General features: G+C 35.2%; 28 protein-coding genes and 1 tRNA gene. 14 read left to right on the top strand and 15 right to left on the bottom strand.

Annotated elements, in window-relative coordinates; genetic code table 11:
- The first annotated feature begins 1 nt into the window (after position 1).
- Genes uppS through METIN_RS03705 form a run of 5 tightly spaced genes read left to right on the top strand, consistent with a single transcriptional unit; the run spans position 2 to position 4,762 of the window.
- Positions 2-802, top strand: a complete 801-nt coding sequence (gene uppS, locus METIN_RS03725) for a polyprenyl diphosphate synthase (protein ID WP_013100160.1) — start codon at positions 2-4, stop codon at positions 800-802.
- Complete coding sequence (locus tag METIN_RS07650) at positions 799-1,374, top strand: HemK2/MTQ2 family protein methyltransferase (protein WP_013100159.1); 576 nt, start codon at positions 799-801, stop codon at positions 1,372-1,374. The genes uppS and METIN_RS07650 overlap by 4 nt, the downstream gene beginning before the upstream one ends.
- Complete coding sequence (gene mtnA, locus METIN_RS07645) at positions 1,375-2,370, top strand: S-methyl-5-thioribose-1-phosphate isomerase (protein ID WP_013100158.1); 996 nt, start codon at positions 1,375-1,377, stop codon at positions 2,368-2,370.
- Positions 2,355-3,419, top strand: a complete 1,065-nt coding sequence (gene fni / locus METIN_RS03710; RefSeq protein WP_013100157.1) for a type 2 isopentenyl-diphosphate Delta-isomerase — start codon at positions 2,355-2,357, stop codon at positions 3,417-3,419. The genes mtnA and fni overlap by 16 nt, the downstream gene beginning before the upstream one ends.
- The gene (locus METIN_RS03705) at positions 3,416-4,762 is read left to right on the top strand and encodes an RNase J family beta-CASP ribonuclease (protein WP_013100156.1); all 1,347 of its coding nucleotides are present in this window, start codon (positions 3,416-3,418) and stop codon (positions 4,760-4,762) included. The genes fni and METIN_RS03705 overlap by 4 nt, the downstream gene beginning before the upstream one ends.
- Here METIN_RS03705 and METIN_RS03700 read toward each other — a convergent pair.
- Genes METIN_RS03700 through METIN_RS03690 form a run of 3 tightly spaced genes read right to left on the bottom strand, consistent with a single transcriptional unit; the run spans position 4,755 to position 6,515 of the window.
- Positions 4,755-5,081 carry a DUF192 domain-containing protein gene (locus METIN_RS03700; protein ID WP_013100155.1) on the bottom strand — a complete coding sequence of 109 codons (327 nt, stop codon included), beginning with the start codon at positions 5,079-5,081 and terminating at the stop codon, positions 4,755-4,757. The genes METIN_RS03705 and METIN_RS03700 overlap by 8 nt on opposite strands.
- Positions 5,071-5,790: a 1-(5-phosphoribosyl)-5-[(5-phosphoribosylamino)methylideneamino]imidazole-4-carboxamide isomerase gene (hisA, locus tag METIN_RS03695; RefSeq protein ID WP_013100154.1), complete on the bottom strand. Its 720-nt coding sequence runs from the start codon at positions 5,788-5,790 to the stop codon at positions 5,071-5,073. Before hisA ends, METIN_RS03700 begins: the two co-directional genes overlap by 11 nt.
- Positions 5,781-6,515 (bottom strand): geranylgeranylglyceryl/heptaprenylglyceryl phosphate synthase, encoded by a 735-nt coding sequence (locus METIN_RS03690; RefSeq protein ID WP_013100153.1) that lies wholly within the window; start codon positions 6,513-6,515, stop codon positions 5,781-5,783. Before METIN_RS03690 ends, hisA begins: the two co-directional genes overlap by 10 nt.
- A gap of 78 nt (positions 6,516-6,593) precedes the next feature.
- Between METIN_RS03690 and METIN_RS03685 the strand changes: the two genes are divergently transcribed.
- Together METIN_RS03685 and METIN_RS03680 are read left to right on the top strand one after the other, a co-directional pair.
- A complete protein-coding gene (locus tag METIN_RS03685) occupies positions 6,594-7,085 on the top strand; it encodes a multiprotein bridging factor aMBF1 (RefSeq protein WP_013100152.1) in 492 nt (163 codons plus the stop codon).
- 4 nt (positions 7,086-7,089) lie between these two features.
- Positions 7,090-7,905 (top strand): SDH family Clp fold serine proteinase, encoded by an 816-nt coding sequence (locus METIN_RS03680; protein WP_013100151.1) that lies wholly within the window; start codon positions 7,090-7,092, stop codon positions 7,903-7,905.
- On the opposite strand, the gene METIN_RS03675 is transcribed toward METIN_RS03680, so the two are convergent.
- Genes METIN_RS03675 through gatA form a run of 4 tightly spaced genes read right to left on the bottom strand, consistent with a single transcriptional unit; the run spans position 7,889 to position 11,045 of the window.
- Entirely contained in the window at positions 7,889-8,857 is a 969-nt protein-coding gene (locus METIN_RS03675) for a methanogenesis marker 2 protein (protein WP_013100150.1), read from the bottom strand. The genes METIN_RS03680 and METIN_RS03675 overlap by 17 nt on opposite strands.
- Positions 8,858-8,863: 6 nt before the next feature.
- Positions 8,864-9,484, bottom strand: coding sequence for a phosphoserine phosphatase SerB (gene serB, locus METIN_RS03670; protein WP_013100149.1), 621 nt, complete (start codon positions 9,482-9,484; stop codon positions 8,864-8,866).
- Positions 9,481-9,729, bottom strand: a complete 249-nt coding sequence (gene purS / locus METIN_RS03665) for a phosphoribosylformylglycinamidine synthase subunit PurS (RefSeq protein ID WP_013100148.1) — start codon at positions 9,727-9,729, stop codon at positions 9,481-9,483. The genes serB and purS overlap by 4 nt, the downstream gene beginning before the upstream one ends.
- A 14-nt stretch (positions 9,730-9,743) precedes the next feature.
- Complete coding sequence (gatA, locus tag METIN_RS03660; protein WP_013100147.1) at positions 9,744-11,045, bottom strand: Asp-tRNA(Asn)/Glu-tRNA(Gln) amidotransferase subunit GatA; 1,302 nt, start codon at positions 11,043-11,045, stop codon at positions 9,744-9,746.
- Between the two features lie 88 nt (positions 11,046-11,133).
- Between gatA and METIN_RS03655 the strand changes: the two genes are divergently transcribed.
- A tRNA-Leu gene (locus tag METIN_RS03655) sits at positions 11,134-11,221 on the top strand.
- Here METIN_RS03655 and METIN_RS03650 read toward each other — a convergent pair.
- Both METIN_RS03650 and METIN_RS03645 read right to left on the bottom strand, forming a co-directional pair.
- Positions 11,200-12,273 (bottom strand): TIGR03576 family pyridoxal phosphate-dependent enzyme, encoded by a 1,074-nt coding sequence (locus tag METIN_RS03650; RefSeq protein ID WP_013100146.1) that lies wholly within the window; start codon positions 12,271-12,273, stop codon positions 11,200-11,202. The two genes, METIN_RS03655 and METIN_RS03650, sit on opposite strands and share 22 nt — an antisense overlap.
- Positions 12,273-12,554, bottom strand: a complete 282-nt coding sequence (locus tag METIN_RS03645) for a DUF2098 family protein (RefSeq protein WP_013100145.1) — start codon at positions 12,552-12,554, stop codon at positions 12,273-12,275. The genes METIN_RS03650 and METIN_RS03645 overlap by 1 nt, the downstream gene beginning before the upstream one ends.
- Positions 12,555-12,662: 108 nt before the next feature.
- Between METIN_RS03645 and METIN_RS03640 the strand changes: the two genes are divergently transcribed.
- Genes METIN_RS03640 through METIN_RS03630 form a run of 3 tightly spaced genes read left to right on the top strand, consistent with a single transcriptional unit; the run spans position 12,663 to position 16,220 of the window.
- Positions 12,663-13,928: a proteasome-activating nucleotidase gene (locus METIN_RS03640; protein WP_013100144.1), complete on the top strand. Its 1,266-nt coding sequence runs from the start codon at positions 12,663-12,665 to the stop codon at positions 13,926-13,928.
- 29 nt (positions 13,929-13,957) lie between these two features.
- Positions 13,958-15,196, top strand: a complete 1,239-nt coding sequence (gene hflX / locus METIN_RS03635; protein ID WP_269479003.1) for a GTPase HflX — start codon at positions 13,958-13,960, stop codon at positions 15,194-15,196.
- The gene (locus METIN_RS03630) at positions 15,177-16,220 is read left to right on the top strand and encodes a M42 family metallopeptidase (protein WP_013100142.1); all 1,044 of its coding nucleotides are present in this window, start codon (positions 15,177-15,179) and stop codon (positions 16,218-16,220) included. Before hflX ends, METIN_RS03630 begins: the two co-directional genes overlap by 20 nt.
- Here the strand turns inward: METIN_RS03630 and METIN_RS03625 are convergent.
- Entirely contained in the window at positions 16,192-16,662 is a 471-nt protein-coding gene (locus METIN_RS03625; RefSeq protein ID WP_013100141.1) for a methanogenesis marker 9 domain-containing protein, read from the bottom strand. The genes METIN_RS03630 and METIN_RS03625 overlap by 29 nt on opposite strands.
- A gap of 101 nt (positions 16,663-16,763) precedes the next feature.
- Between METIN_RS03625 and METIN_RS03620 the strand changes: the two genes are divergently transcribed.
- Positions 16,764-17,321: a hypothetical protein gene (locus METIN_RS03620; RefSeq protein WP_013100140.1), complete on the top strand. Its 558-nt coding sequence runs from the start codon at positions 16,764-16,766 to the stop codon at positions 17,319-17,321.
- 28 nt (positions 17,322-17,349) lie between these two features.
- On the opposite strand, the gene METIN_RS03615 is transcribed toward METIN_RS03620, so the two are convergent.
- Positions 17,350-18,468 carry a double-cubane-cluster-containing anaerobic reductase gene (locus METIN_RS03615; protein ID WP_013100139.1) on the bottom strand — a complete coding sequence of 373 codons (1,119 nt, stop codon included), beginning with the start codon at positions 18,466-18,468 and terminating at the stop codon, positions 17,350-17,352.
- Between the two features lie 101 nt (positions 18,469-18,569).
- Between METIN_RS03615 and METIN_RS03610 the strand changes: the two genes are divergently transcribed.
- A complete protein-coding gene (locus tag METIN_RS03610) occupies positions 18,570-19,319 on the top strand; it encodes an acyl-CoA dehydratase activase (RefSeq protein ID WP_013100138.1) in 750 nt (249 codons plus the stop codon).
- Positions 19,316-19,804, top strand: coding sequence for a CD3072 family TudS-related putative desulfidase (locus METIN_RS03605; RefSeq protein WP_013100137.1), 489 nt, complete (start codon positions 19,316-19,318; stop codon positions 19,802-19,804). The genes METIN_RS03610 and METIN_RS03605 overlap by 4 nt, the downstream gene beginning before the upstream one ends.
- Here METIN_RS03605 and aroC read toward each other — a convergent pair.
- Genes aroC through METIN_RS03585 form a run of 4 tightly spaced genes read right to left on the bottom strand, consistent with a single transcriptional unit; the run spans position 19,782 to position 23,140 of the window.
- Positions 19,782-20,906, bottom strand: a complete 1,125-nt coding sequence (gene aroC / locus METIN_RS03600) for a chorismate synthase (protein ID WP_013100136.1) — start codon at positions 20,904-20,906, stop codon at positions 19,782-19,784. The two genes, METIN_RS03605 and aroC, sit on opposite strands and share 23 nt — an antisense overlap.
- Before the next feature lie 11 nt (positions 20,907-20,917).
- On the bottom strand, positions 20,918-21,673 hold the full coding sequence (locus METIN_RS03595) for a TatD family hydrolase (RefSeq protein ID WP_013100135.1): 756 nt from the start codon (positions 21,671-21,673) through the stop codon (positions 20,918-20,920).
- Entirely contained in the window at positions 21,670-22,296 is a 627-nt protein-coding gene (locus METIN_RS03590; RefSeq protein ID WP_013100134.1) for a KH domain-containing protein, read from the bottom strand. The genes METIN_RS03595 and METIN_RS03590 overlap by 4 nt, the downstream gene beginning before the upstream one ends.
- Positions 22,297-22,306: 10 nt before the next feature.
- Positions 22,307-23,140, bottom strand: a complete 834-nt coding sequence (locus METIN_RS03585) for a serine protein kinase RIO (protein WP_013100133.1) — start codon at positions 23,138-23,140, stop codon at positions 22,307-22,309.
- Positions 23,141-23,237: the final 97 nt, after the last annotated feature.

Below are 23,237 nucleotides of genomic sequence, written 5' to 3'. Positions count from 1 at the left end.
CTTGCTAAAAAAGTTAATTTTAAAAGGATATAAATTTACAAATAATTTCATTGGCTTTAAAATTTACGAAAAACTCTTAGAGATGGAGATTGATAAGAACAAGATTCCAAAACATATAGGCATAATAATGGATGGAAATAGAAGGCTGGGACAAATTTTAGGAAACAAGATAGAGGGGCATAAGTTAGGGGCTAAGAAGGTTAAAGAAGTTTTAAGATGGTGTTTAGAGTTAGGAGTTAAAGTTGTCACTCTCTACTCCTTCTCCATAGAAAATTTTAATAGGCCTAAGGATGAAGTTGAAGCTTTAATGAACCTATTTAAAGAGAAATTTTATGAGGCTGCTGAGAATAGGGATATACATAAGTATAAAGTTAGGATTAAAGCTATTGGTAGGTTAGATTTATTACCAGAGGATGTTAGGGAAGCTATAAGGTATGCTGAGGAGAAGACTAAGCATTATTCTAACTACTATATTAATGTAGCCATAGCCTATGGAGGACAGCAGGAGATTGTTGATGCTGTAAGAAAGATAGCTGAGAAGGTTAAGAGGGGAGAGATAGAGCCAGAGGAAATAAACAAGGAGTTGATTGATAAGCATCTCTATACTGCTCATCTTCCCTATCCTTACCCTGATCTCATTATAAGAACCTCTGGAGAAGAAAGAATAAGTAACTTTTTAATCTGGCAAAGCTCTTATTCAGAGCTATACTTCTGTGATGTCTATTGGCCACTATTTAGAAGGATAGACTTACTTAGGGCCATAAGGGAATATCAGAGGAGGGAGAGAAGATTTGGAAGATGAAGCTAATTTATGATAAAGATGTTTATGAACCAGCTGAAGACTCTTACTTACTCTTAAAAAATATTGTTGATGTTAAGGGAAAGAGAGTTTTAGATGTTGGAACAGGTACAGGGATTTTAGCTATAGCCTCTGCTCTAAAGGGAGGAATAGTTGAAGGAATAGATATAAATCCAAAGGCTATAGAGTTGGCCAAGAAGAATGCTAAGTTAAATGGGGTTAAAGTAAAGTTCTATCTTAGTAATCTATTTGAAAATGTTAAAGGAAAGTATGATGTCATTCTTTTTAACCCTCCATATCTTCCAACAGAGGAAGATGATAAAATAGAGGGTTACTTAAACTATGCCTTTGATGGAGGAAAGGAGGGAAGAGAGATCTTAGATAGATTTATTGATCAAGTTCCTAACTATTTAAAAGAGGGTGGAGTAGTTCAACTGGTTCAAAGCTCTTTAACAGACATTGAAAAAACACTGAAGGCTTTCAAGCTTAAAGGATTCTCTGTAGAGGTTGTTGATAAATTAAAGGTTCCATTTGAATACTTAGTTGTAATAAATGCTTATAAAAGGGGAGATTAAATGTTAGAGCCAATAGTTTGGGAGGAAGATAGGTTAAGCCTAATTGATCAAAGAAAACTGCCAAATAAGTTAGAATATTTTATTTGTAAAGATTATAGGGATGTTGCCTATGCCATAAAGGAGATGGTTGTTAGAGGAGCTCCAGCCATAGGGATAGCTGCAGCTTATGGAATGGCTTTAGCTGAGATTAATAATGAGAATATTGAAGAGGCTTACAAAACCTTAAAAAATACAAGGCCCACAGCAGTAAATCTATTTTGGGCATTAAATAGATGTTTAAAAGCTTACAAAGAAGGAAAGAGTATAGTGGAAGAGGCTAAGAGGATACAAAGAGAGGAGGAAGAGGTTTGTAAGAGGATAGGGGAGATAGGGGAGAAGATAGTTGATGATGGAGATACTATCTTAACTCACTGTAATGCTGGAGCCTTGGCTACATCTAAGTATGGAACAGCTCTAAGTGTTATAAGGTTTGCCCACTACAGTGGGAAAAGGATTAGAGTTATAGCTGATGAAACAAGGCCAAGATTACAAGGGGCTAAGTTAACAGCCTTTGAACTCAACTATGAGGGAATTCCTGTTAAGGTTATTGTTGATAGCTCAGCTGGCTTTTTAATGCAGAGGGGGGAGATTAACAAGGTTATAGTTGGAGCTGACAGAATCTTAAGGGATGGAACTACCTATAACAAAATTGGAACCTATTCTTTAGCTATCTTGGCAAAGTATCATAATATTCCATTCTATGTAGCTGCTCCACTATCAACCTTTGACTTAGAGAGTTCTGAAGAAGATGTTAAGATTGAGGAGAGGGATGAGAGGGAAGTGGCTTACATTGAAAATATAAGGATTGTTCCAGAAGGAGTTTCATGTATAAACTATGCCTTTGATAAAACTCCAGCTGAGTTAATAACAGGAATTATAACAGAGAAAGGGATTATCAAGCCTAAGGAAGAGGAGATAATAAAATTATTTAAAGGGATAAAATGGAAATCTCAATAAGGAAGTTAGAGCATATCTTCCTATGTAGCCACTGTAATGTTGAGTATGATAGATCTACTCTATTAGAGTGTATTGAGCTTATCCATAAAGGGACATCTAATATTAATTTTGATGATATAAACACTGAGGTTAAACTTTTTGGGAAGAGGTTGTCAGCTCCTATTATTGTCTCTGGAATGACTGGAGGGTTTAGAGGAGCTGAGGAAATTAATAAAAATATAGCTAAGGCTGTTGAAGAGCTAAACTTAGGAATGGGCTTAGGCTCTCAGAGAGCTGCTATAGTAAATAAAGAGCTGGAAGACACTTACAGAGTTGTCAGAGACTACACTGAAAGCTTGGTTATAGGAAACTTAGGAGCTGTAAATTTTATTAAAGATGGCTGGGATTTGGAAGTTATTGACAGAGCTATAGAAATGATAGATGCTGATGCCTTAGCTATCCATTTCAACCCTCTTCAAGAGATTATTCAGCCAGAGGGGGATGTAAATTTTAAAAACATTAGTGAGAAGCTAAAAGATATTATCTCTGAGTATAAAAAGCATAGAGATGTTCCTTTCATTGCTAAGCAGGTTGGTGAGGGCTTTAGCAAAGAGGATGCTAAAGAACTTGAATATTTTGATGCTATTGATGTCCAAGGAAGTGGTGGAACTTCCTGGGCTAAGGTTGAATATTATAGAGTTAAAGATAAAGAAAAAAGAGAAATCTTAAAAAATTTCCTAAATTGGGGAATTCCTACAGCTCAGTCTATTTTAGAGGTTAAGAGCTCTTATAATAAAATCATTATTGGCTCTGGAGGCTTAAGGTCTGGAATTGACATAGCTAAATGCTTAGCTCTTGGCTGTTCTTGTACAGCTGTAGCTCTTCCTGTATTGAGAGCAGCTTTAAAAGGCTATGAGAAGGTTGTAGAGCTTTTAAGTAAGTATATAGAGGAGCTAAAGATTACCATGTTCTTAGTTGGTGCTGAAAACATTGAGGAATTAAGGAGAATTCCCTATATCTTAAAAGAGCCACTAAAAAGTATCTTAGTTGAAAGAGGGTGTAAAGTATGAAATTGGAGATTGTTGCTATTGGTGGTTATGAGGAAGTTGGTAGAAACATGACAGCTATTAATGTAGATGGAGAAATCATCATTATGGACATGGGGGTTAGGTTAGATAGAGTTTTAATTCATGAAGATACTGACATATCTAAGTTACACAGCTTAGAGTTAATAGAGAAAGGAATTATTCCAAATGATACAGTTATGAAAAACATTGAGGGAGAGGTTAAAGCTATAGTCCTCTCCCATGGGCATCTTGATCACATAGGGGCTGTTCCTAAGTTAGCCCATAGATACAATGCTCCAATTATAGGAACTCCATATACTATAGAGCTTGTTAAAAGGGAAATATTAAGTGAGAAAAAATTTGATGTTAGAAATCCACTGGTTGTTTTAAATGCTGGAGAATCTATAGATTTAACCCCAAACATAACCTTAGAGTTTATTAGAATAACCCACAGTATTCCAGACTCTGTTTTACCTGTTCTACACACTCCCTATGGAGCTATAGTTTATGGAAATGATTTTAAGTTTGACAACTTCCCAGTTGTTGGGGAGAGGCCAGACTATAGAGCAATAAAAAGAGTTGGAAAGAATGGAGTTCTCTGCTTTATCTCAGAGACAACAAGGATAAACCATGAGGGAAAGACTCCACCAGAGATTATAGCCTCTGGCTTGCTGAAGAATGATCTCTTAGCAACTGACAATGAGAAGAATGGAGTTATAGTTACAACCTTCTCCTCCCACATAGCAAGAATTAAGTCAATAGTTGAGATTGCTGAAAAGATGAATAGAACTCCAGTACTCTTAGGGAGGAGTATGATGAGATACTGTGGAATAGCTCAAGATATTGGCTTAGTTAAGTTTCCAGATGACTTAAGAATTTATGGGGATCCAAGCTCTATAGAGATGGCTTTAAAGATGATTATGAAGGAAGGAAAAGAGAATTACTTAATAGTGGCTACAGGGCATCAAGGAGAAGAAGGAGCTGTTCTATCAAGGATGGCTACAAATAAGACATCATATAAGTTTGATAGATATGACTGTGTTGTATTCTCAGCTGACCCTATCCCTAACCCAATGAATGCAGCTCAGAGATATATGTTAGAGTCAAGATTAAAACTCTTAGGGGTTAGAATCTTTAAAGGAGCTCATGTTTCTGGTCATGCCTCTAAGGAAGATCATAGGGATATGCTAAGATGGCTGAACCCTGAGCATATTATTCCATCTCATGGAGACTTTAACCTAACAGCAGAATATACAAAGTTGGCTGAAGAAGAGGGTTACAGATTAGGAGAGGATGTCCATCTATTGAGGAATGGACAATGCCTAAGCTTTGAGAGGGTTATTTAAAGATAACTTCTTCTCCTATGAACTCTTTAACATCCCTATCCTCTAAACTCTTAAACTCCAACATCATGTTGGAATAAACCTTACTCTTATAACCCTTCCAAGGTTTTAGTCTAACAGCATCTACCACTTTATTATTATAAATGAATAAGATATCTATGGGATAGAGCATAAAGTAAGTATGAACCCTAACCTTTCTCTTCCCATATTTGAAGAGCATAGCCTTATCTTTAATATCCCTCAGCATTAAGCCAAAGGCTCTTTTTATAAAGTTGTCAGCTAACTCTACTTCAAACTCTAAATCTTTAATTTTAACCTTCATTCTCTAAAACCTTTAAAGCTTCTCTAAGGCTAATCTTTCCCTTATAGAGAGCTGAGCCTATCACAACTCCATAAGCTCCAAGCTCTTTTAATGTTATTATGTCATCAATCTTAGTAACTCCTCCTGAGTATATAACTGGTAGGGGAGAGTTTTTTATAAGATTTTTAATTTCCTCTATCTTTATTCCCTTCATTAAGCCTTCAACATCTACATTTGTGTAGAGTATGTAGCCAACTTTATCCTTAAATTTCTCTATCACATCAATAGGCTTTAAATTTAGCTTCTCTTTCCAGCCCTTTATAACAACCTTTCCCTCTTTACTCTCAACAGCTAAGACAATTCTATCTTTCTCTATGTAACCATTTAACTCATCCAAAAATTTGCTATCAGTTATTGCCTTAGTTCCTACAATTATTCTATCCACTCCTAACTCAATTAACTCTAAAGCTCTCTCTATATCTCTAATTCCTCCTCCAACCTCTACAGGAACATTAACCTCTTCAACAATCCTTTTAATAACTTCTAAGTTATCTCCCTCCCCAAGAGCTGCATCTAAGTCTATAAGATGTAAGTAATTAGCTCCCTTATTAACCCATCTCTTAGCAACTTCAACAGGATCTTCTATCTCTAACAGCTTTTTATTTGGATCTCCTTGAACAAGTTGAACACACCTTCCCTCCTTTATATCTACTGCTGGAATTATTTCCATTTCTCTCTACCTGCCTTTTTTATTGAATCATAAAATTTCTCTGCTAAGTTAGTGTCTTTCTCAAGTATATTACCAGTTACTATAACATCAGCCCCAGCCAGTACTTTGTTATAAGCTATTTCAGGTTTTTTAATGCCTCCACCAACTATTAGGTTAATTCCTGACAACTTTTTACAGAGCTTTATCATCTCATCACTAACTGGCTTCTCAGCCCCACTTCCAGCTTCTAAGTAAGCCCATCTCATTCCAAAGAACTTAGCTGATAAACAATAGAGAGCTGCTATCTTTGGCTTATCTCTTGGAATCTCTTTTATATCCCCAACAAAACCAACTGATGTTTTCTTAGCAGGCTCTATGCATAGATAAGCTGTTGGTATTGGCTCTAATTTATATTCTAAAATTTTTAAGGCTCCCAAGGTTGGAGCTGTAACTATCCAGTAAGGATTTAGGGAGTTCATTAAACTCATGTAAAGGACAGCATCAGCATATCTTGTTAGCCCATCAACATTACCAGGGAATAAGATGATTGGCTTCTTAAACTTCCTAAGCTCTTTAACCTTCTCATCTAAATTAGAGATTCCTATACTACCCCCAACAAGGAAGGCATCAACATAGCTATAGACTTGCTCAGCAATATCAATAATATTTTCTTCAGGATCTAAGAGGATAAAATAAGCTGATCCATCCTCTTCAATTATCTTATTTATTCTCTCTTCAACTTTCATCTCAACCCAACCCAAAATACTTTTATACTTAATTTATTAAACTTAACTTATAAAACATATTTTTCTAAAGGTGCAGCTATGCAGATGTGTGAATTATGTGGAAAACTTGTAGATAAACTCTACAAGGTTATGATTGAAGGTTCTGAAATGTATGTCTGTAAAGAGTGTTTAAAATTTGGTAAGGCTCCTAAAACCTACTCAAGGGTTAAGAAAGTTAAAAAAATGGCTATTGGTAGCTATAAAGGTAATAAAGGAGTTAAAAAGCCAAGAAGGAGAGATATTTTTGACTCTCTGCCTTCACTTAGAGAGGATTATGGAGATGTTATTAGAAAGGCAAGGGAAAAACTTGGTTTGTCAATAGAGGAACTTGCTGAAAAGCTTAAAATGAAAGCTACAGTTCTCCATAAGTTTGAGAGATATGAGTTAGAGCCAAGTGATGAAGAAATTAAAAAGTTGGAGAAGTTTTTAAAGGTTAAGCTAACTGAAAGCTCTGAAGGCTTTGAATTTTATAATATCTCAAGTGAAGATGACAGCTTAACCTTGGGACACTTTTTAAAAATAAAGAAGTGAGACCATGGACATTATAGGGTTAATTTGGTGGCTTTTCTTTTTTTATCTTTTAATGGCTCCTCAATTTCACTTTTGGAATTTGAGAGCTGCAAGAAATAGATTATTGAAAGAGATAGCCAATAAGAGAGGTTCAACAGTCATAACCTTAATTCACAGGCAGGAGAGTATAGGCCTATTTGGAATTCCAATTTATAAATTTATCTCTATAGAGGATAGTGAAGAAATTTTAAGGGCTATAAGATCAGCTCCTAAGGATAAGCCAATAGATCTAATTATACATACTCCAGGAGGCTTAGTTTTAGCAGCTTCACAGATAGCAAGGGCTTTAAAAAATCATCCTGCAGAGACAAGGGTTATAGTTCCACACTATGCCATGAGTGGAGGGACATTAATAGCTTTAGCTGCTGATAAGATAATTATGGATAAAAATGCTGTCCTTGGCCCAGTTGATCCTCAACTCGGCCAATATCCAGCTCCAAGTATTGTTAAAGCTGTAGAAGAGAAAGGAAAGGAGAATGTTGAAGATAAAACTTTAATTTTAGCTGATGTTGCTAAGAAAGCTATAAAACAAGTTGAAAACTTTGTCTATTGGCTTTTAAAAGATAAGTATGGAGAAGAGAAGGCTAAAGAGTTGGCTAAGATCTTAACTGAGGGAAGATGGACACATGACTATCCTATTACTGTAGATGAAGCTATAAAGTTAGGTTTAAAAGTAGATACTGATGTTCCTGAAGAGATTTACTTATTGATGGAACTTTACAAACAGCCAGTAAGGGAGAGAGGAACAGTTGAATATCAGACAGTTAGCAACCACAAATAAACTCTTTTTCAAAGTCAAAGACAAGCTCTTTTTCTTTTCCATCTGTTATATATAACTTTCTTTCTCTTTTAACCTCTCCACAGACTTCAGCAGTGATATTAACATCCTCAAAAATTCTTTTGATCTCTTTTACATTTTCCTCCTTGGCTGTTAAAACAAAGCCAGAGCCAGGATAAACCTTAAGCCAATGGACTAACTCTATCTCCTCAGGCTTAGGAATTTTTGTTATATCTACAATTCCTCCCTTCTTGGCTAACTCTAAAAGCATGCCAAGTGTTCCTATAGCTCCAGGGTTGCTGATATCTTTACATGAGTTAGCCAAGTTATTCTCAGCAATTTCCACAAGTGAGAGGAGTTGAGCCTTAACTAACTTCTTTGGTTTCATAGTTGTAGTATCCCAATTTAGTGGGAAATTCTCATATAACTTTCCATCTAAGTCATAGGCAAAGATTATTTTATCTCCAACTTTTGCATTTCTACTTAATAATAATTTATCCTTCTTAGCAATTCCTGTTATGGCTACATCTAACACATTGCACTGAGCATCTGGATGCGTATGCCCACCAACCATAGGGACTCCAAACTTCTTAATTCCATCCTTAACTCCCTTTAAAACCTCTCTACAAACATCTTTATCCTTCATACTTATGATATTGGTCATCCCTAAGCACTTTCCTCCCATGGCAGCAATGTCATTACAGTTAACCAACACTGAACAATAGCCAGCCCACCAAGGGTCTTTTTCTAAAAGCTTTCCCCAGATCCCATCAGCTGCAAGTAAAATAGCATTCTCTCCATCTATCCCTATAACAGCTGCATCATCTCCAAAGTCTTCTATGATTTCAAACTCATAGTCTTCATCAAATGTGAAGTTTCCAATAACATCCTTTATAGCCTTTTTCCTTAAAAGCCCTTCAAAATTCTTTATTTCTTCCACTATCCCTTTTAACATGGTTTATCACTTAACATATTTTAAAATCTCCTTTAAATCTCTCTTCTCTATACAGATGTCTGCCTTCTCCTTTAATATTGGTTTGGCACAGAAAGCTATCCTTAACCCAGCTTTTTCAAACATAGCTATGTCATTAGCTCCATCCCCCACAACTACAATATTCTCCTTGGGAATCTTTAACTCTTTAACTAAGTTCTCTACAACCTCTCCCTTGTCAATAACCTTCTCCTCAACCTCTCCTGTTAGCTTATTATCTTTCACTATTAAAGTATTACCAAAAGAGTAATCTATATTTAGCTTATCCTTAAACTTGTTGAGAGCTATGTCAAAGCCTCCACTAATTACAGCCACTATATAACCTTTCTTTTTAAGCTCTTTAATGGTTTCTTCAGCCCCTTCAGTTAAGGTTAATCTTTCAATAGCTTCATTAACCTTCTCTAAAGGTAAGCCTTTTAAGAGCTTAACCCTCTCCTTTAAAGCTTCCTTGAAATCTATTTCTCCTCTCATTGCCTTCTTGGTGATCTCTTTAACCTCTCTCTCAACTCCAGCCTCTTTAGCAAGCTCATCTATGGTTTCATTGTTAATTAATGTACTGTCAAAATCAAAAAAGATAATTTTTTTCCTCATAGCCTTTCTACCTTAATCCTATAGTCATGTATAACAGGGTTGGCTAAGAGTTTTTGACACATCTCTTCAACTTTCTTATAAACTTCTTCCTCACTCTCCCCATTTAAGATAAGATCTATCATCTTGTAAGTATTTACATCCTCAACCTCATAGCCTAAAAATTCTAAAGCTCTCTTTATTGTCCTTCCCTCAGGATTTAGAACTCCTTTTTTTAACTTTATTGTGACTGTAGCCTTATATTTCAAGCTCTCCCTCTTTGTTATTTATTTAAGTTCTCAAACTCAATCATTGCACTTAAAACCTTCTCATCTTCAAAGGGCTTAGCCATTATCTGTAGCCCAATTGGAATGCCATTGATGGCTGAGCATGGAACAGTTCCAGCTGGAACTCCACAGATGTTAGCTAAGACTGTTAAGACATCATAGTTATACATGTCCATAGGAGATAACTTCTCCCCTAACTTATGAGGAAGTTTAGGAACAGTTGGAGAGACAATAATGTCAATATCTTTCATTAACTTTATCATCTCCTTCCTTAACAAGTTTCTTGCCTTTAAAGCTTTCTTGTAATACTTTCCACTATATTCTTTCTGACTTATCATTGACCCTATAGTTATTCTTCTTAAAACCTCTTCTCCACAAACCTCTTCTATCCTATAACCATATCTTCTACCATCATATCTCCTTGTGGCTGAGAAGAACTCAACATAGTTTATTAAATAGTAAGTTGGTAGAGCTAAATCTAAATATTTATAGTTTAAATGAACTATTTCACATCCCATATCTTTAAAAACTTCTATTCCTTTCTCAATCTCCTTCCTTATTTTTTCATCTGCAGCTTCCATAAACTCTTCAACAACTCCAACCTTAAACTTTGAGACATCTAACTTCTTAAATTCTGGAGTTTCTACTGTTGTTGTATCCCTTACATCTTTCCCTTTAATGATGTTCATAACCAATAAGAGATCTTCAGCTCTCTTAGCTATTGGCCCTATTTGATCAAAACTCATGGCTAAGTCACATAGCCCATGTCTACTTACAACTCCATAGCTTGGCTTAAACCCAGAGACTCCACAGTGGGATGAGGGATTTCTTATACTTCCCCCAGTGTCACTACCTAAGGCTATGTCACATAACTCAGCTGAAACAGCTGCAGCTGAGCCAGAGGAAGAACCTCCAGGGATTCTATCCTTAGCTACAGGGTTTTTTGTTGGTCCATAGTAAGAGGTTTCCCCAGAACTTCCACAGGCAAATTCATCCATATTTGTAATTCCAATAATTAAGGCTCCAGCATCTAAAAGCTTTTCTATAACAGTGGCATTGTAAGGAGCTACATAGTTCTCTAAAGTTTTGGAAGCACAGGAAATAGTGTAGCCTTCAACATTTATATTAGCCTTTACAGCTACTATTTTTCCATATAAAGGCTTTTTCTTAGCCTCCTCATCCTTCTCTAACCTTTCAGCTTCTTTTAAAACCCTCTCCTTTTGAACCTCAATGAAGGCATTTAAATCTTTATTCTTCTCTATCCTCTCTAAGTATTCTTCAGCCTTCTCAACTATCAAAATCTCACCTATTTAATTATTTGATTATTTAATTTAAAGTGCGTAAATTTTAAATACCTTGCAACAAATATAAAAAATGCTTTGCCGTGCGGGGGTCGCCAAGCCTGGCCAAAGGCGCCAGATTGAGGGTCTGGTCCCGTAGGGGTTCGCGGGTTCAAATCCCGTCCCCCGCACCATTTTTTAAGGCGTAGGTTAAGCTATCATAAACAGCATCAACGATTTTTTCATCACTTAACCTCTCAGCATCTCTTGATGATAAGTCAATTCTTAAACTTCTACTTGCTCCTGGAGACCCTAAGGCAGTTATGGTTAAGATCCCATACTTCTTTAGCAAGTAAAAGGCAGCTTCTTCTAATATCTCCCTATTCCTCTTTTCATCATCAACAACCTTCTTTATAACAAAACCTGTAGCTGTCCTCTTAGCCCACTTTATCTTATCCAAATTTATCTTCTTAGCTCTCTCAAAAACTTTCCTTAACCTTTCCAAGCTAAAGTTTTGTAAAGCTCTATAGATGCCAGCCAATGCTGGAGGCTGAGCCTCTAACCCATATTTTAATCCAGTCTCATAGATTTTTTCAACTAACTCTATATCATTTCCAGCTAATAAGCCTCCTCTTGGTCCATCCATTAGTTTGTCAGTGCTTGTAACAACAAGGTCAGCTCCAAGCTCAAGGGCTGGAGGTTGGTTATAGAGAAGCCTAACCCTTGCTCCAGAGGCATCATCAACTAATATTATGGCCTCTCTCTCTTTCCCAATCCTTATAGCTTCCTTAAAGTCTTTAAGATTTATAACCTCTAAATCCATAGTTGTGCCAGTGATAACTAACAAATCTCCTTTATCTAAATTTTCAAGTATTTCTAAGTTATTGTCTTCCATGTATTGAGCATCTACAAGGGAGGAAGCTCTCCTTATAGATGGATGTCCTGGAAGCTCTGGGAGGTAGTGAATAACTTTCTTAGGCTTTAAGGTTAGTATTGTACTTAATATAGCTGATGTTGTTCTATTAAATGCTACACATCTCTCTCCTTTTAAATGTTCCCTTCCAAGCTCATCAACCTTCTTAGAGAAGTAAGATGAGCCTATATAAGTATTTAGTAAATCTTTATCCTCATCCTCTATTAAGAACCCTCCAGAGAGGCCACTTAAGTCATATAAATGTTCTCTACCCTTTTCATGTAAAATTTTTAAAACCAACTCTTGAGCCTTCCTAATCCTATCAATTTCCATTATCCAGCCCCTCCAGCTTCGGAGAGATCAGTTGAATCTATCTTAATCTCTTCCTCAATCTCAATCTTCTCCTCTTCTTTCTTCTCCTTCTCTTCCTTAACCTCAATAACCCTTAAAAGAGAGGGCTTATATAATAGATCATTGTCTAAGAGAACCCAGATATTGTTATCATAGCCTTCTCTCTCAACAATATCTACAACCCTTCCCTTACTACCAGTATTTATATAAATAACATAGTCTCCTATCTTTATCTCCTTGCCTTCAGCATCCCTAACTATCATCCCTTATCACTCAATTTAAATTTATAATTTAATTTTAATCTATTTATATTAAGACAAACTACATTTAAATTACATGGAACAGCTTTAAAAGATTTTCTGGTGTTGTAGATGGTTTTTGATGAAATACTAAATTTAGATAAGAAGGAGAAAAAAGAATTTAGAGAAGAGGAATTTAAAGAATTAGAGGATAGGATTAAAAAGGATGTTGAAGACTTACATGAAAAGGCAAAAATTGCTGAGCTGGAAAGTAAAATTTTAAAATTAGAGATTGAAAAGAGAGAATTAGAGAGAGAGAACATCCAACTTTCTAAGGAAGTTGAAATTTTAAGAAGAGAATTAGATAGAATGAGAGTTCCTCCTTTATTGGTAGGGACAATTGTTGATAAAATTGGTGAGAGGAAGGCTATAGTTAAAAGTTCCTCAGGGCCAAGCTTTTTAGTTAATATTTCTCACTTTGTAAATCCTGATGACCTTACACCAGGAACAAGGGTAGCTTTAAATCAGCAGACATTGACAATAGTTGACGTTCTTCCAGAGACTAAGGATTATAGAGCTAAGGCTATGGAGATAGAAGAGAGGCCAAATGTTAGATATGAAGATATTGGAGGTTTAGATAAGCAAATTCAAGAGATTAGGGAAGTTGTTGAGCTACCATTAAAACATCCTGAACTCTTTGAAAAGATTGGAATTGAGCCACCTAAAGGAGTTCTCCTCTATGGTCCACCAGGAACAGGGAAGACTTTATTAGCTAAAGCTGTAGCAAGGGAAACAAATGCCACATTTATAAGAGTAGTTGGTTCAGAGCTGGTTAAAAAGTTCATTGGAGAGGGAGCAAGTTTAGTTAAAGATATCTTTAAGTTGGCTAAGGAGAAAGCTCCTTCCATCATCTTCATTGATGAAATTGATGCTATAGCTGCTAAGAGAACTGAGGCTTTAACTGGAGGAGATAGAGAGGTTCAAAGAACCCTAATGCAACTCTTGGCAGAGATGGATGGTTTTGACCCAAGAGGAGATGTTAAGGTTATAGCAGCAACTAATAGGTTAGATATCTTAGATCCAGCTATCTTAAGACCTGGAAGGTTTGATAGAATTATAGAAGTGCCTCCACCAGATGAGAAAGGAAGGTTAGAAATCTTAAAGATACATACAAGAAAGATGAACTTGAAGGATGTTGATTTAGAGAAGATAGCTAAGCTGACAGAGGGATGTGTTGGAGCTGAGTTAAAGGCTATCTGTACAGAGGCAGGGATGAATGCTATTAGAGAGTTAAGGGACTATGTTACAATGGAAGACTTCTTAAAGGCTATTGATAAGGTTATGGGCAAGAAGAAGGAGAAGAAGGAGCCAAAGCACTTAGAAGTGCTTTACAGATAAATAATATTATTTTTTGAGGTGATCAGCTTATTAAAGCAGTCATTGTTTTAAGGAAAGATAATAAGATGGATAAGAAGAGTTTAGAGGAGTTAGAAGAGTTGGTTAAAGTTCTCTACAATCCTGTTAAGAGCTTTGTTCAGATAAGAAAGCCTGATGCTAAGTTTCAGATTGGTAAGGGTTTGGTGGAGAAAATTAAAAATTATGTTAGAGAGAACAACATTGACATAGTTGTGTTTGGTAACCAACTGTCTCCAACTCAGAAATATAATTTGGCTAAGGAGTTTAAAGTTGAAGTTATTGATAAGATAGAGTTAGTTTTACAAATCTTCCAGAAGCATGCAAGGACTAAAGAGGCTCAGCTTCAGGTTAAGTTAGCTGAGCTACAGTATGAACTTCCAAGGGCTAAGGAAAAGGTTAGGTTAGCTAAGAAAGGAGAACAGCCAGGGTTTATGGGATATGGGGATTATGAAGTTGAGAGATACTACCAAAAGGTTAAGAGAGAAATAGCAAGTATAAAAAAGAAGTTGGAAAAGCTTAGAGAGCATAGAAGGATAGCAAGAAAGGGAAGGGAAAAGTTTGACTCTGTTGGCTTAGTGGGATATACAAATGCAGGGAAAACCTCTTTATTAAATATACTATGTGGAGAAAAAAAAGAGGCTAAAAATCAAGTATTTACTACACTGTCTACAACAACAAGGAGAATAAGAGGAATAAAGAGGAAGATATTAGTTACTGATACAGTTGGGTTTATGGATGACCTACCTCCATTCATGATAGAGGCTTTTTTATCCACAATTGAAGAGAGTTCAGACTCTGACTTAATCTTATTGGTTATTGATGCCTCTGAAGACATTGAAGAGATAGAGAGGAAGTTAAAGGTTAACCATGAAATCTTAGAGAAGGTTAATTGTAAATCTCCAATAATCACAGTTTTTAACAAGTGTGACTTAATAACTGAGGAGAAGAGGGAAGAGATATTAACTAAATTAGAAAGATATATAGTTAATCCTATCTTTGTTTCAGCTAAGACTGGAGAGGGAATTGAGAGGTTAAAGAACCTTATTTTAGATAAATTGAACTTATCAATTGGAGTTATTGAAACAAACAATCCTAAGGTTGTTTCCTTCTTATATCAAAATACTGAGATAATTGAAGATATTGAGGAAGAGGGGAAGAGGATAATAACATTTAGAGCCAAGGAGAGGGAAGTTAATAGAATTTTAAAGATTCATAGGGTGGTGAGAGAGGATGGTTATAGAGTATCTTAAAAAACTTTCAGAGCTTCATGGGATCTCTGGAAGAGAGGACAGTGTTAGAGAGTTCATGAAGGAAGAGCTTGAAAAATATTGTGAAGTTGAAATAGATAAGTTTGGAAATTTAATAGCTAAGAAGGGAGAAGGAGAGAAGAGCTTAATGCTTGCTGCACACATGGATGAGATTGGATTAATGGTTAAGTATATTGATGACAATGGATTTTTAAAGTTCACCAAGATAGGAGGAATCTATGATCCAACAATTCTAAACCAGAAGGTTGTAGTTCATGGAAGGAAAGGAGATATAATAGGGGTTCTTGGCTCTAAGCCTCCTCATAGAATGAAAGAGGAAGAGAGAAATAAATTAATAAAATATGAAGACATGTTCATAGACATTGGTGCAGAGAGTAGAGAGGAAGCCATGGAGATGGGGGTTAGAATAGGAACATGGGTTTCCTTCTTAACTGAGGTTCATGAGCTTGGAAAGCATAGGTTAACAGGGAAAGCCTTTGATGACAGAGTTGGATGCTCAATCTTACTTGATGTTATGAGAAACTTACCTGATGACTTAGACTTTAAAGTCTATGCTGTTGGAACAGTTCAGGAAGAGGTTGGACTAAAGGGAGCCAAGGTTTCAGCCTTTAAGCTTAATCCAGACATGGCTATAGCTTTAGATGTTACTATATCTGGGGATCATCCAGGGATTAAAAAAGAAGATGCTCCTGTTGAGCTTGGCAAGGGGCCAGTTGTTGGCATAGTTGATGCCTCTGGAAGAGGTTTAATAGCTCATCCAAGGGTTTTAGAGCTTATAGAAGAGGTTTCTTTAAAGTATAATATAGAGGTTCAGTGGGAAGTTGGAGAGGGAGGAACAACTGACGCTACAGCCATACATTTAGCAAGGGAGGGAATTCCTACAGGAGTTATTTCAGTGCCAGCAAGGTATATACATACTCCAGTTGAAGTTATTGACAAAAGAGATTTAAAGAAGACATCTGAGTTAGTCTTAAAAACTATTCTTGAGTTCCCAAACTTCTTTTAATTAACTCATAAGCTTTTTTTAAATCTCCTGTTTCTAATAAGGCTTTTTCAGCTAACTCCCTACTAACTCCTCTCTTAACAAAGGCTTCAACAGCCTCTTTAAAGAATCTACTATTTCTTAAAATTTCTTCAGCCAACTTCTTCTTTAACTCCATATACTCATCTGGAGAGATATTATTTCTCTTTAACTCATAATCTCTATATGGGCATGGCTTTGTTATCTTACAACACCAAACCAAAGAGTGGAAACAAGTGTTCTCTCCAACTCCTAATTTTGTTCTCTTCCCAAACTCTTCCTTTATCTTTATAAACTCTTCAGGGCTTATCTTTAGTATCTGAAGAGCTTGGTGTATTGGACAATACTTTATAGGAGGGCAACAGAAAGCTAAACCTCTTAGATCTCCTCCTCTACAGATGTGAGATGGAGCATTATCCCAACCCATAGGTTTCACCTTAAAAAATATATATTTGTTTGAACAATTTGAGTTATTGAACAATTATTTAAATTTACTTTTTTGTACTGCTTGTTTAAGGGGGTTGTTGTATGGCTCAAAAAGATGTGGATTGGATATCAAAGTTGTTAGAAGAAATTGATAACAAAAGAAAGGTGTCTGAAACAGAGTTTATTTTAGATGATATAATATCAAAATTAGATAGTCTTATTTCAGATTTGAATTCATATATTAATGAAATTCACTATGGTTTAAAGATAACTAATGAAAAGATAGATATATCAATGAATGAAATAAATTCTCTCTCAAAAAAATTAAATTATTATCTCTCTATCTTAGATGAGGTTAAAAACTCTTTGGAAAATACTAAAGATGATGTCCTAATGATAAAAAATGAGTTCAACAACTTAAAGAACAACTTTGACCTTACATCAAAGAGCATAAATAATAAATATAACATACTTGAAACCACTTTAAAAAACAATAGTAAAAAAATAGAAACTCTATTTACATCCTTAAAAACCTTATCAAAGAATCAAGAATTAATTACTAAAGAAGTTTTTAAACTAAAGTTGTTGATTTATGCCACTTTGATTATGGGAATAATAAATTTATTCTTATCTTTAAAAGCTTCAGGAATTTTTGGATAAATTTTTTATTTTTTATAAAAAATAAAAATTAGATCATCTCAATGAATGCCTCTAATCTTGTTTTTAACTGCTCTCTGTCACTTTCAGAGTAGTCTGTTTCTATCCTAATAATAGGGATTCCCTCCTTCTTAAGCTCTTCTTCAACTCTTGCTCCCTCAATATTGAAGGTATGACAATACTGTAAGGTGTAATAAACAACTCCATCAACTTTTAGCTCCTTAACCAGCCTTTTAATATTTTCTATTCTCTCATCATTGTTATACATACAAGCACATGGGATTTTTAAATATCTCTCTGCTATACCTTCAATAGTTGGCTCTTCAACTAAATTCTCAAAGAATCTTGTTCCTGTACAACTCTCTTCTCCAACAACCACTCCACCAACCTCTTCTATGATCTCAACTATCTTACTATTCCCAGCAACCATAGGACAGCCAGTTATTAAGATTCTTTTACCACTATATCCTTCTCCTCTCTTAACTCTCTCCTCTAACTCTTCTATAAGCTCTTCTAAGATTTCAATAGTGTCATCTATATCTAAGAGGTAGGCAAATTGGAATAATTTTAAAGTGTCTAATCCTCTAATTGGTGTAGGCACATTAGCCCTTAACTCATATAGCCTATAAAAGAGCTTCCTCATTTTATTTACTTTCTCAACAGCTTCTTTTAATTTTTCTTCAGTAATTGTATTTTTAGTTTCTTTTTCAATTAGTTCCTTTAATTTTTTTACTTCTTCAACCCACAATTCTTTAGCCTTCTCTGTTTTCATGCATGGGAGGAACATAACATGCATTTTAACCATTCTTCCTAAAAGTTCAAACATTTTCTTTTTCCCATCACATGTAGTTTCTCCAATAATGACATCAGCAGCTTCAAAATAAGGACAAGACTTAGCTTTCTTAAATCCATAGGAAGATTTTATTAGAGGACAGAGGTTTCTTGGAAGGTCTTCTTCAGCTATTGGAATTGTGTCATTTTTCCCTCCACATAGTCCAACAGGAATAGCATTAGAGGCTAAGATTAGCTCAATGGGTACATAAGCACAGAACATTCCAAAAACTTTTTTTCCTTCTTCTTTTTGCTTATATAACTGTTCCTTTCTTTTGGAAAATTTTTCCATCAATTTTTTGATTGCATTTAGCTCCATCACTATCACACAAAAAATTTTTAAGTAACTTCTATATTGATAAATGTTAGCAATATTTTTAAATTTTGCTATTAGATTTTCTAATATCCAAGGTGGTTATAATGATCTTAGGAGTGGATGTTGGCTCTACAACCACAAAGATGGTAGTTATGGATAACAATAAAATTGTTGACTATAAAATAGAGAATTTTGGTGTTTCCCTCAATGAAGAAGAACTTTTAAAAGAAGTTAATAAATTTAAAGCTAAATATAATGTTAAAAAGGTAGTAGCTACTGGTTATGGAAGGCATAAGGTAGAGTTTGCTGATAAGGTTGTTCCTGAAGTTATTGCCTTAGGAAGAGGGGCTAACTATTTTTTTAAGGAAGCTGATGGAGTTATTGACATAGGAGGACAGGACAGTAAGGTTATAAAAATTGACAAGGATGGAAGTGTTAAAGACTTTATCCTCTCTGACAAGTGTGCAGCTGGCACAGGGAAGTTTTTAGAGAAAGTCTTAGAGATTTTAAAAATAGATATAGACAATATAAATAAATACAAATCTAAAAATGTAGCTAAGATCTCTTCAATGTGTGCAGTCTTTGCAGAGAGTGAAATTATCTCCTTATTGGCTAAGAATGTTCCTAAGGAAGAGATACTAATGGGAGTTTATGAAAGTATTTGTAATAGGATAGTTCCTATGGTTAAGAAATTAAAGATAAATAATATAGTATTTAGTGGAGGAGTGGCAAAGAATAAGGTTTTAGCTGAGCTTCTTGAGGAGAAGTTAGATAGACATCTTTTAATCCCAGAAGAGCCACAAATAGTTTGTTGTGTTGGAGCCATCTTAGAAGCTAAAAAAGGGATAAGATGAGGATAGCTATAGTTTCACACTGCATATTAAACCAAAATAGTGTAGTAAAATCCCTAAGAAGAGTTAAAGGCTCTTTTAAGGAAGTTGTTAGCCTATTAATAAAAAATGATTTTGGAATTATTCAATTACCCTGTCCTGAACTTATATACTTAGGAATCAATAGAGAGGGAAGGGTTAAAGAGGAGTATGATACTGAAGAGTATAGAGAGCTGTGTAGAGAATTACTAAAAAATATATTTAAGTATATAAGAGAATATGAGAAAGATGGCTATAAATTCCTATTAATAGGAATTGAAGGCTCTCCAACCTGTGGGATCTTTAAAACTGAAACAAAGGATGGATTAAGAGAGGGAAGAGGAATATTAATGGAAGAGCTCTTAAAATATGTTAATATTAAGCATAAAATTGAGATTCCTGTAGGGATAAATAATTATAAAGATTTCTTAAAAGAGCTTGAGAGAATTATAAGCAGCATGGATGAATAAAGCCTCCCTTTATCATTAGATCAGCCAGTGTTACAGCAACCATAGCCTCAGCTATTGGAACAATCCTTGGGACTATAATAGGGTCATGCCTTCCTTCAATCTCTATCTCAGTATTCTCAAAGCTTTTTAAATTGATAGTTCTCTGCTTTTTTCCAATAGATGGGGTTGGTTTAACAGCAATTCTTAACACTATTGGAGTTCCACAACTTATTCCTCCTAAGGTTCCACCACAGTTATTACTTCTAAATCTAATATTTTTTTCATCATCAAAGTACATTTCATCATTCATCTCACTACCATAGAGTTCAGAGCATTTAAATCCTACTCCTATCTCTACTCCCTTCACAGCATTTATACTCATTAATCCTCTTGCTAACTCTCCATTTAACTTATTGAAAATAGGGTTTCCAACTCCAATAGGCACATTTAAAGCAACAATTTCTACAACTCCTCCGACACTATCCTTCTCTTCCATAGCTTTTAAAACATACTCTTCCATCTCCTTATAGTTAGAGCTTGGACATCTTAAAGGATTTTCCCATATCTTACTTTCCAAACTCTTTAAAGATTCCTGATTTTCAAAGATCTCTGGCTTTTTGTAATAACTAAAGTCTCCCTCTATCTTACCCACCTTTATGGTGTAAGCCAATATCTTTATGTTGTAAGTGTATTGTAAGAGCTTCTTAGCTATAGCTCCACCAATGACATGTCCAACTGTAACCCTTCCACTTGCTCTACCTCCACCTCTGTAGTCATAATTTTTATATTTTAATTTGTAAGTTAGGTCAGCATGTCCTGGTCTTGGAGTATCTTTTAATTTTTCATAGTCCTTTGGCCTCATATGTTTATTATAAACTAAAGCACAGATTGGAGAGCCTGTAGTTTTCCCTTCAAATAGGCCAGAAAGAATTTCAACCTCATCCTCTTCCTTCCTTGGAGTTGTAAATATACTCTGCCCAGGCCTTCTTTTGTTGAGCTCTTTCTGTATATCCTCCTTACTTAAAGGTAAGTTAGCTGGACAGCCATCTACAACAGCTCCAACAGCTTTTCCATGACTCTCTCCAAAGACTGTAACTCTAAACATATCTCCATAGGTGTTCATAATTTCCCACTCTAAAATTTGAAGAATGATTCAGCATTTTTCTTAGCTATTTTTTCTATAACCTCTTTATCTATCCCCTCTAACTTCATCTTTAACACTGTTTTAGGAACAGCTAAGACATCTGAATAGTTTGAGGAAGTGTCAGAGTTCAACATAATCTTATCTGAGAAATCTAAATTATCCTTTATTAAGTTAAGGGCTTCATCAGCTGTTAATTTCCCTGGCTGGACTGTTAAGCCAGCATAGTATCCTTGGTCTAATACACTATTTATTATCTCCTTGTTACAATGATCAATGACAACATCAACCTTTAAATTAAAAGTTTGTAGAAGCTCTAAAATCTTCTTTGTTATCTCTTCCTTATTTCTTCTTGGAGTATGGACAACTATAGGATAGCCAACTTTGTTAGCAAACTCTACCTGCTTTATAAAGGCTTCCTCCTCTTTCTTATCCCCTTTCTCTAAGCCTATCTCTCCAATGGCTACAACTTTATCCAACTTTATATACTTCTCCAAGAGCTTTATAGCTTCATCAACACTTGGAGGAATAGCCCTTGGATGTATCCCTAAGCATACATAGACATCTAAGCCAACCTTTCCCCCTCTCTTTATCTCACTCAAAACTTTATTTAAATGAACTTCCCAAACATCCAAGGTTTTCATCTCAAAGGGATCATGGGCTAAAGTAACAACTTTCTCTAAGGTTAGAGCCATTAACTCCAAATCCTCTAACCCTCTTGTGTCTAAGTGTGTATGTGTATCAATCATTCCTCCTCACCCTTGTAAAGCTTTTCATATAATTCATCTACTTCACTCTTTTTCTTCCAGAGCTTGAAGTTAGCTTCTTTCAACTTCTGTCTTTCTCTCTCTAAGAACTTGTAAGTTCTTGAATGAGAGGCCCCTCTTAAGAGCATCTCTACAGCTTCTTTAGCTATCTGAACCTGATCAGCTTCCCCTACAATAGAAACAGTTTTCCCATAGACTGAAACACTTGCTCCAGTTAGCTCTTCTATGTATCTCCTTGACTTTCCCTCCTTTCCTATAACCCTTCCCTTTAACCTCCTTAAGCTATTCTCTGACTTAGCATAGTCTTCAATATTTATAATCTCTAAGACATAGTCATCACTTAACAACCTTAAGGCTATCTCTGGATTAAAGCCTCTTGCTATAGCCTTAACAATATCTTTAGCCTTCCAAAGGGCTAAGGGATCTTCATTATTTTTAGAGTAAATAGTAACAGTGCCATCAGCATCAATCTTTATTTTAACCTTTAGCTCATCTTCAATTCTTTTTTTAACCTCTCCACCCTTTCCTATTAAAACCCCTATCCTATCCTTAGGAACTTTAATAATTTCAACATTTGTAGCTTCACCAACTCTATTAAAAACCATAAAAATCACCTTAAAGTTGTTTAATCATCATCTCATCTACAGGATTTATGTCCTTCCCAGTTATATATTTATATAGCTCTTTATAGTTACAAGAAACTCCCTTTTTCTTGAAAAAGCTACAGATATTTATACAATCTCTAATTAGTAAGGGCTGAGCTAAAGGATGTTGAATAGTAACACTCTGAGAGAAGTCTATGAAGACAGGAGAGTTATCTTTAACTAAAATGTTATACTCACTTAAATCCCCATGGACTAACTCCCCCTCTTCATATAGCTTTTTCATACTCTCCCTAATCTCTTTAAAACATCCCTCCCACTCAAGAGTTACATCCTTCAACTTAGGAGCTGGCTCTCCTCTATAGCCAACAAAGTCCATAACTAAGACATTCTCTCTCCTTAACCTTGCCTTAGGAGCATTTATAATTTCTGAAGCTCTCTTTAAATTTCTAAATTCCTTCTCAACCCAGGCATGAACTATCATTCTTCTACTACTTCTCCTAACATGTATCCTTGGATCCCCTTGTAAATACTTGATCATAGTTTTAAAGTCACAAGTAGCTACCCTATAAACCTTAACAGCCCTGTAAAATTTTCCCTTCCTTGCTTTAAAAACTACAGCCTCTTTCCCAGAGCTAACAACCCCTATAAACTCTGTTAAGTGCTTCCCAGCTAATAAACTGAAGAGAGTTTTTAAAGTCCTCTGATCAAACACTTCATTAAAAGTCTTAAATTCTTCAAAAAATTTTCTTTCCCTCTCAATAATCTTCTTTTGATATTCTCTATCTAATTTAAGCTCTTCCTTTCCATCTAATTTAAATTCTTCTTCTATCTTATCATCCTCCAATATTATTAATAATTAAATCTCTTTTGAAGTATAAAAATCTATACTGATGAATTTAAAATAACTAATTATTATTTAAACTAAATAGTAAGGTTTATAT

This window comes from Methanocaldococcus infernus ME, assembly GCF_000092305.1.
GTDB lineage: Archaea > AGJL01 > Methanococci > Methanococcales > Methanocaldococcaceae > Methanocaldococcus > Methanocaldococcus infernus.
The sequence above is the reverse complement of the archived record's forward strand: the minus strand, read 5'-3'. Positions and strand labels throughout refer to the sequence as shown.

Excerpts from the sequence above, each read along its gene's own strand:
- METIN_RS03605 (WP_013100137.1), top strand. The coding sequence starts at position 19,316 with ATGAGGATAGCTATAGTTTCACACTGCATATTAAACCAAAATAGTGTA.
- METIN_RS03590 (WP_013100134.1), bottom strand. The coding sequence starts at position 22,296 with ATGGTTTTTAATAGAGTTGGTGAAGCTACAAATGTTGAAATTATTAAA.
- METIN_RS03685 (WP_013100152.1), top strand. The coding sequence starts at position 6,594 with ATGCAGATGTGTGAATTATGTGGAAAACTTGTAGATAAACTCTACAAG.
- METIN_RS03625 (WP_013100141.1), bottom strand. The coding sequence starts at position 16,662 with ATGGGTTGGGATAATGCTCCATCTCACATCTGTAGAGGAGGAGATCTA.
- METIN_RS03650 (WP_013100146.1), bottom strand. The coding sequence starts at position 12,273 with ATGGAAATTGATAGGATTAGGAAGGCTCAAGAGTTGGTTTTAAAAATT.
- METIN_RS03700 (WP_013100155.1), bottom strand. The coding sequence starts at position 5,081 with ATGAAGGTTAAAATTAAAGATTTAGAGTTTGAAGTAGAGTTAGCTGAC.
- METIN_RS03645 (WP_013100145.1), bottom strand. The coding sequence starts at position 12,554 with ATGATAGTTAGGGATGCTGAAGGCAAGGAGATAAAGATAGGAGACTAT.
- fni (WP_013100157.1), top strand. The coding sequence starts at position 2,355 with ATGGAAATCTCAATAAGGAAGTTAGAGCATATCTTCCTATGTAGCCAC.
- METIN_RS03705 (WP_013100156.1), top strand. The coding sequence starts at position 3,416 with ATGAAATTGGAGATTGTTGCTATTGGTGGTTATGAGGAAGTTGGTAGA.
- METIN_RS03620 (WP_013100140.1), top strand. The coding sequence starts at position 16,764 with ATGGCTCAAAAAGATGTGGATTGGATATCAAAGTTGTTAGAAGAAATT.
- aroC (WP_013100136.1), bottom strand. The coding sequence starts at position 20,906 with ATGAACACCTATGGAGATATGTTTAGAGTTACAGTCTTTGGAGAGAGT.
- hisA (WP_013100154.1), bottom strand. The coding sequence starts at position 5,790 with ATGGAAATAATTCCAGCAGTAGATATAAAGGAGGGAAGGTGTGTTCAA.
- METIN_RS07650 (WP_013100159.1), top strand. The coding sequence starts at position 799 with ATGAAGCTAATTTATGATAAAGATGTTTATGAACCAGCTGAAGACTCT.
- METIN_RS03680 (WP_013100151.1), top strand. The coding sequence starts at position 7,090 with ATGGACATTATAGGGTTAATTTGGTGGCTTTTCTTTTTTTATCTTTTA.
- mtnA (WP_013100158.1), top strand. The coding sequence starts at position 1,375 with ATGTTAGAGCCAATAGTTTGGGAGGAAGATAGGTTAAGCCTAATTGAT.
- METIN_RS03675 (WP_013100150.1), bottom strand. The coding sequence starts at position 8,857 with ATGTTAAAAGGGATAGTGGAAGAAATAAAGAATTTTGAAGGGCTTTTA.
- METIN_RS03595 (WP_013100135.1), bottom strand. The coding sequence starts at position 21,673 with ATGATTGATACACATACACACTTAGACACAAGAGGGTTAGAGGATTTG.
- serB (WP_013100149.1), bottom strand. The coding sequence starts at position 9,484 with ATGAGGAAAAAAATTATCTTTTTTGATTTTGACAGTACATTAATTAAC.
- METIN_RS03640 (WP_013100144.1), top strand. The coding sequence starts at position 12,663 with ATGGTTTTTGATGAAATACTAAATTTAGATAAGAAGGAGAAAAAAGAA.
- METIN_RS03615 (WP_013100139.1), bottom strand. The coding sequence starts at position 18,468 with ATGGAGCTAAATGCAATCAAAAAATTGATGGAAAAATTTTCCAAAAGA.
- METIN_RS03630 (WP_013100142.1), top strand. The coding sequence starts at position 15,177 with ATGGTTATAGAGTATCTTAAAAAACTTTCAGAGCTTCATGGGATCTCT.
- METIN_RS03690 (WP_013100153.1), bottom strand. The coding sequence starts at position 6,515 with ATGAAAGTTGAAGAGAGAATAAATAAGATAATTGAAGAGGATGGATCA.
- METIN_RS03610 (WP_013100138.1), top strand. The coding sequence starts at position 18,570 with ATGATCTTAGGAGTGGATGTTGGCTCTACAACCACAAAGATGGTAGTT.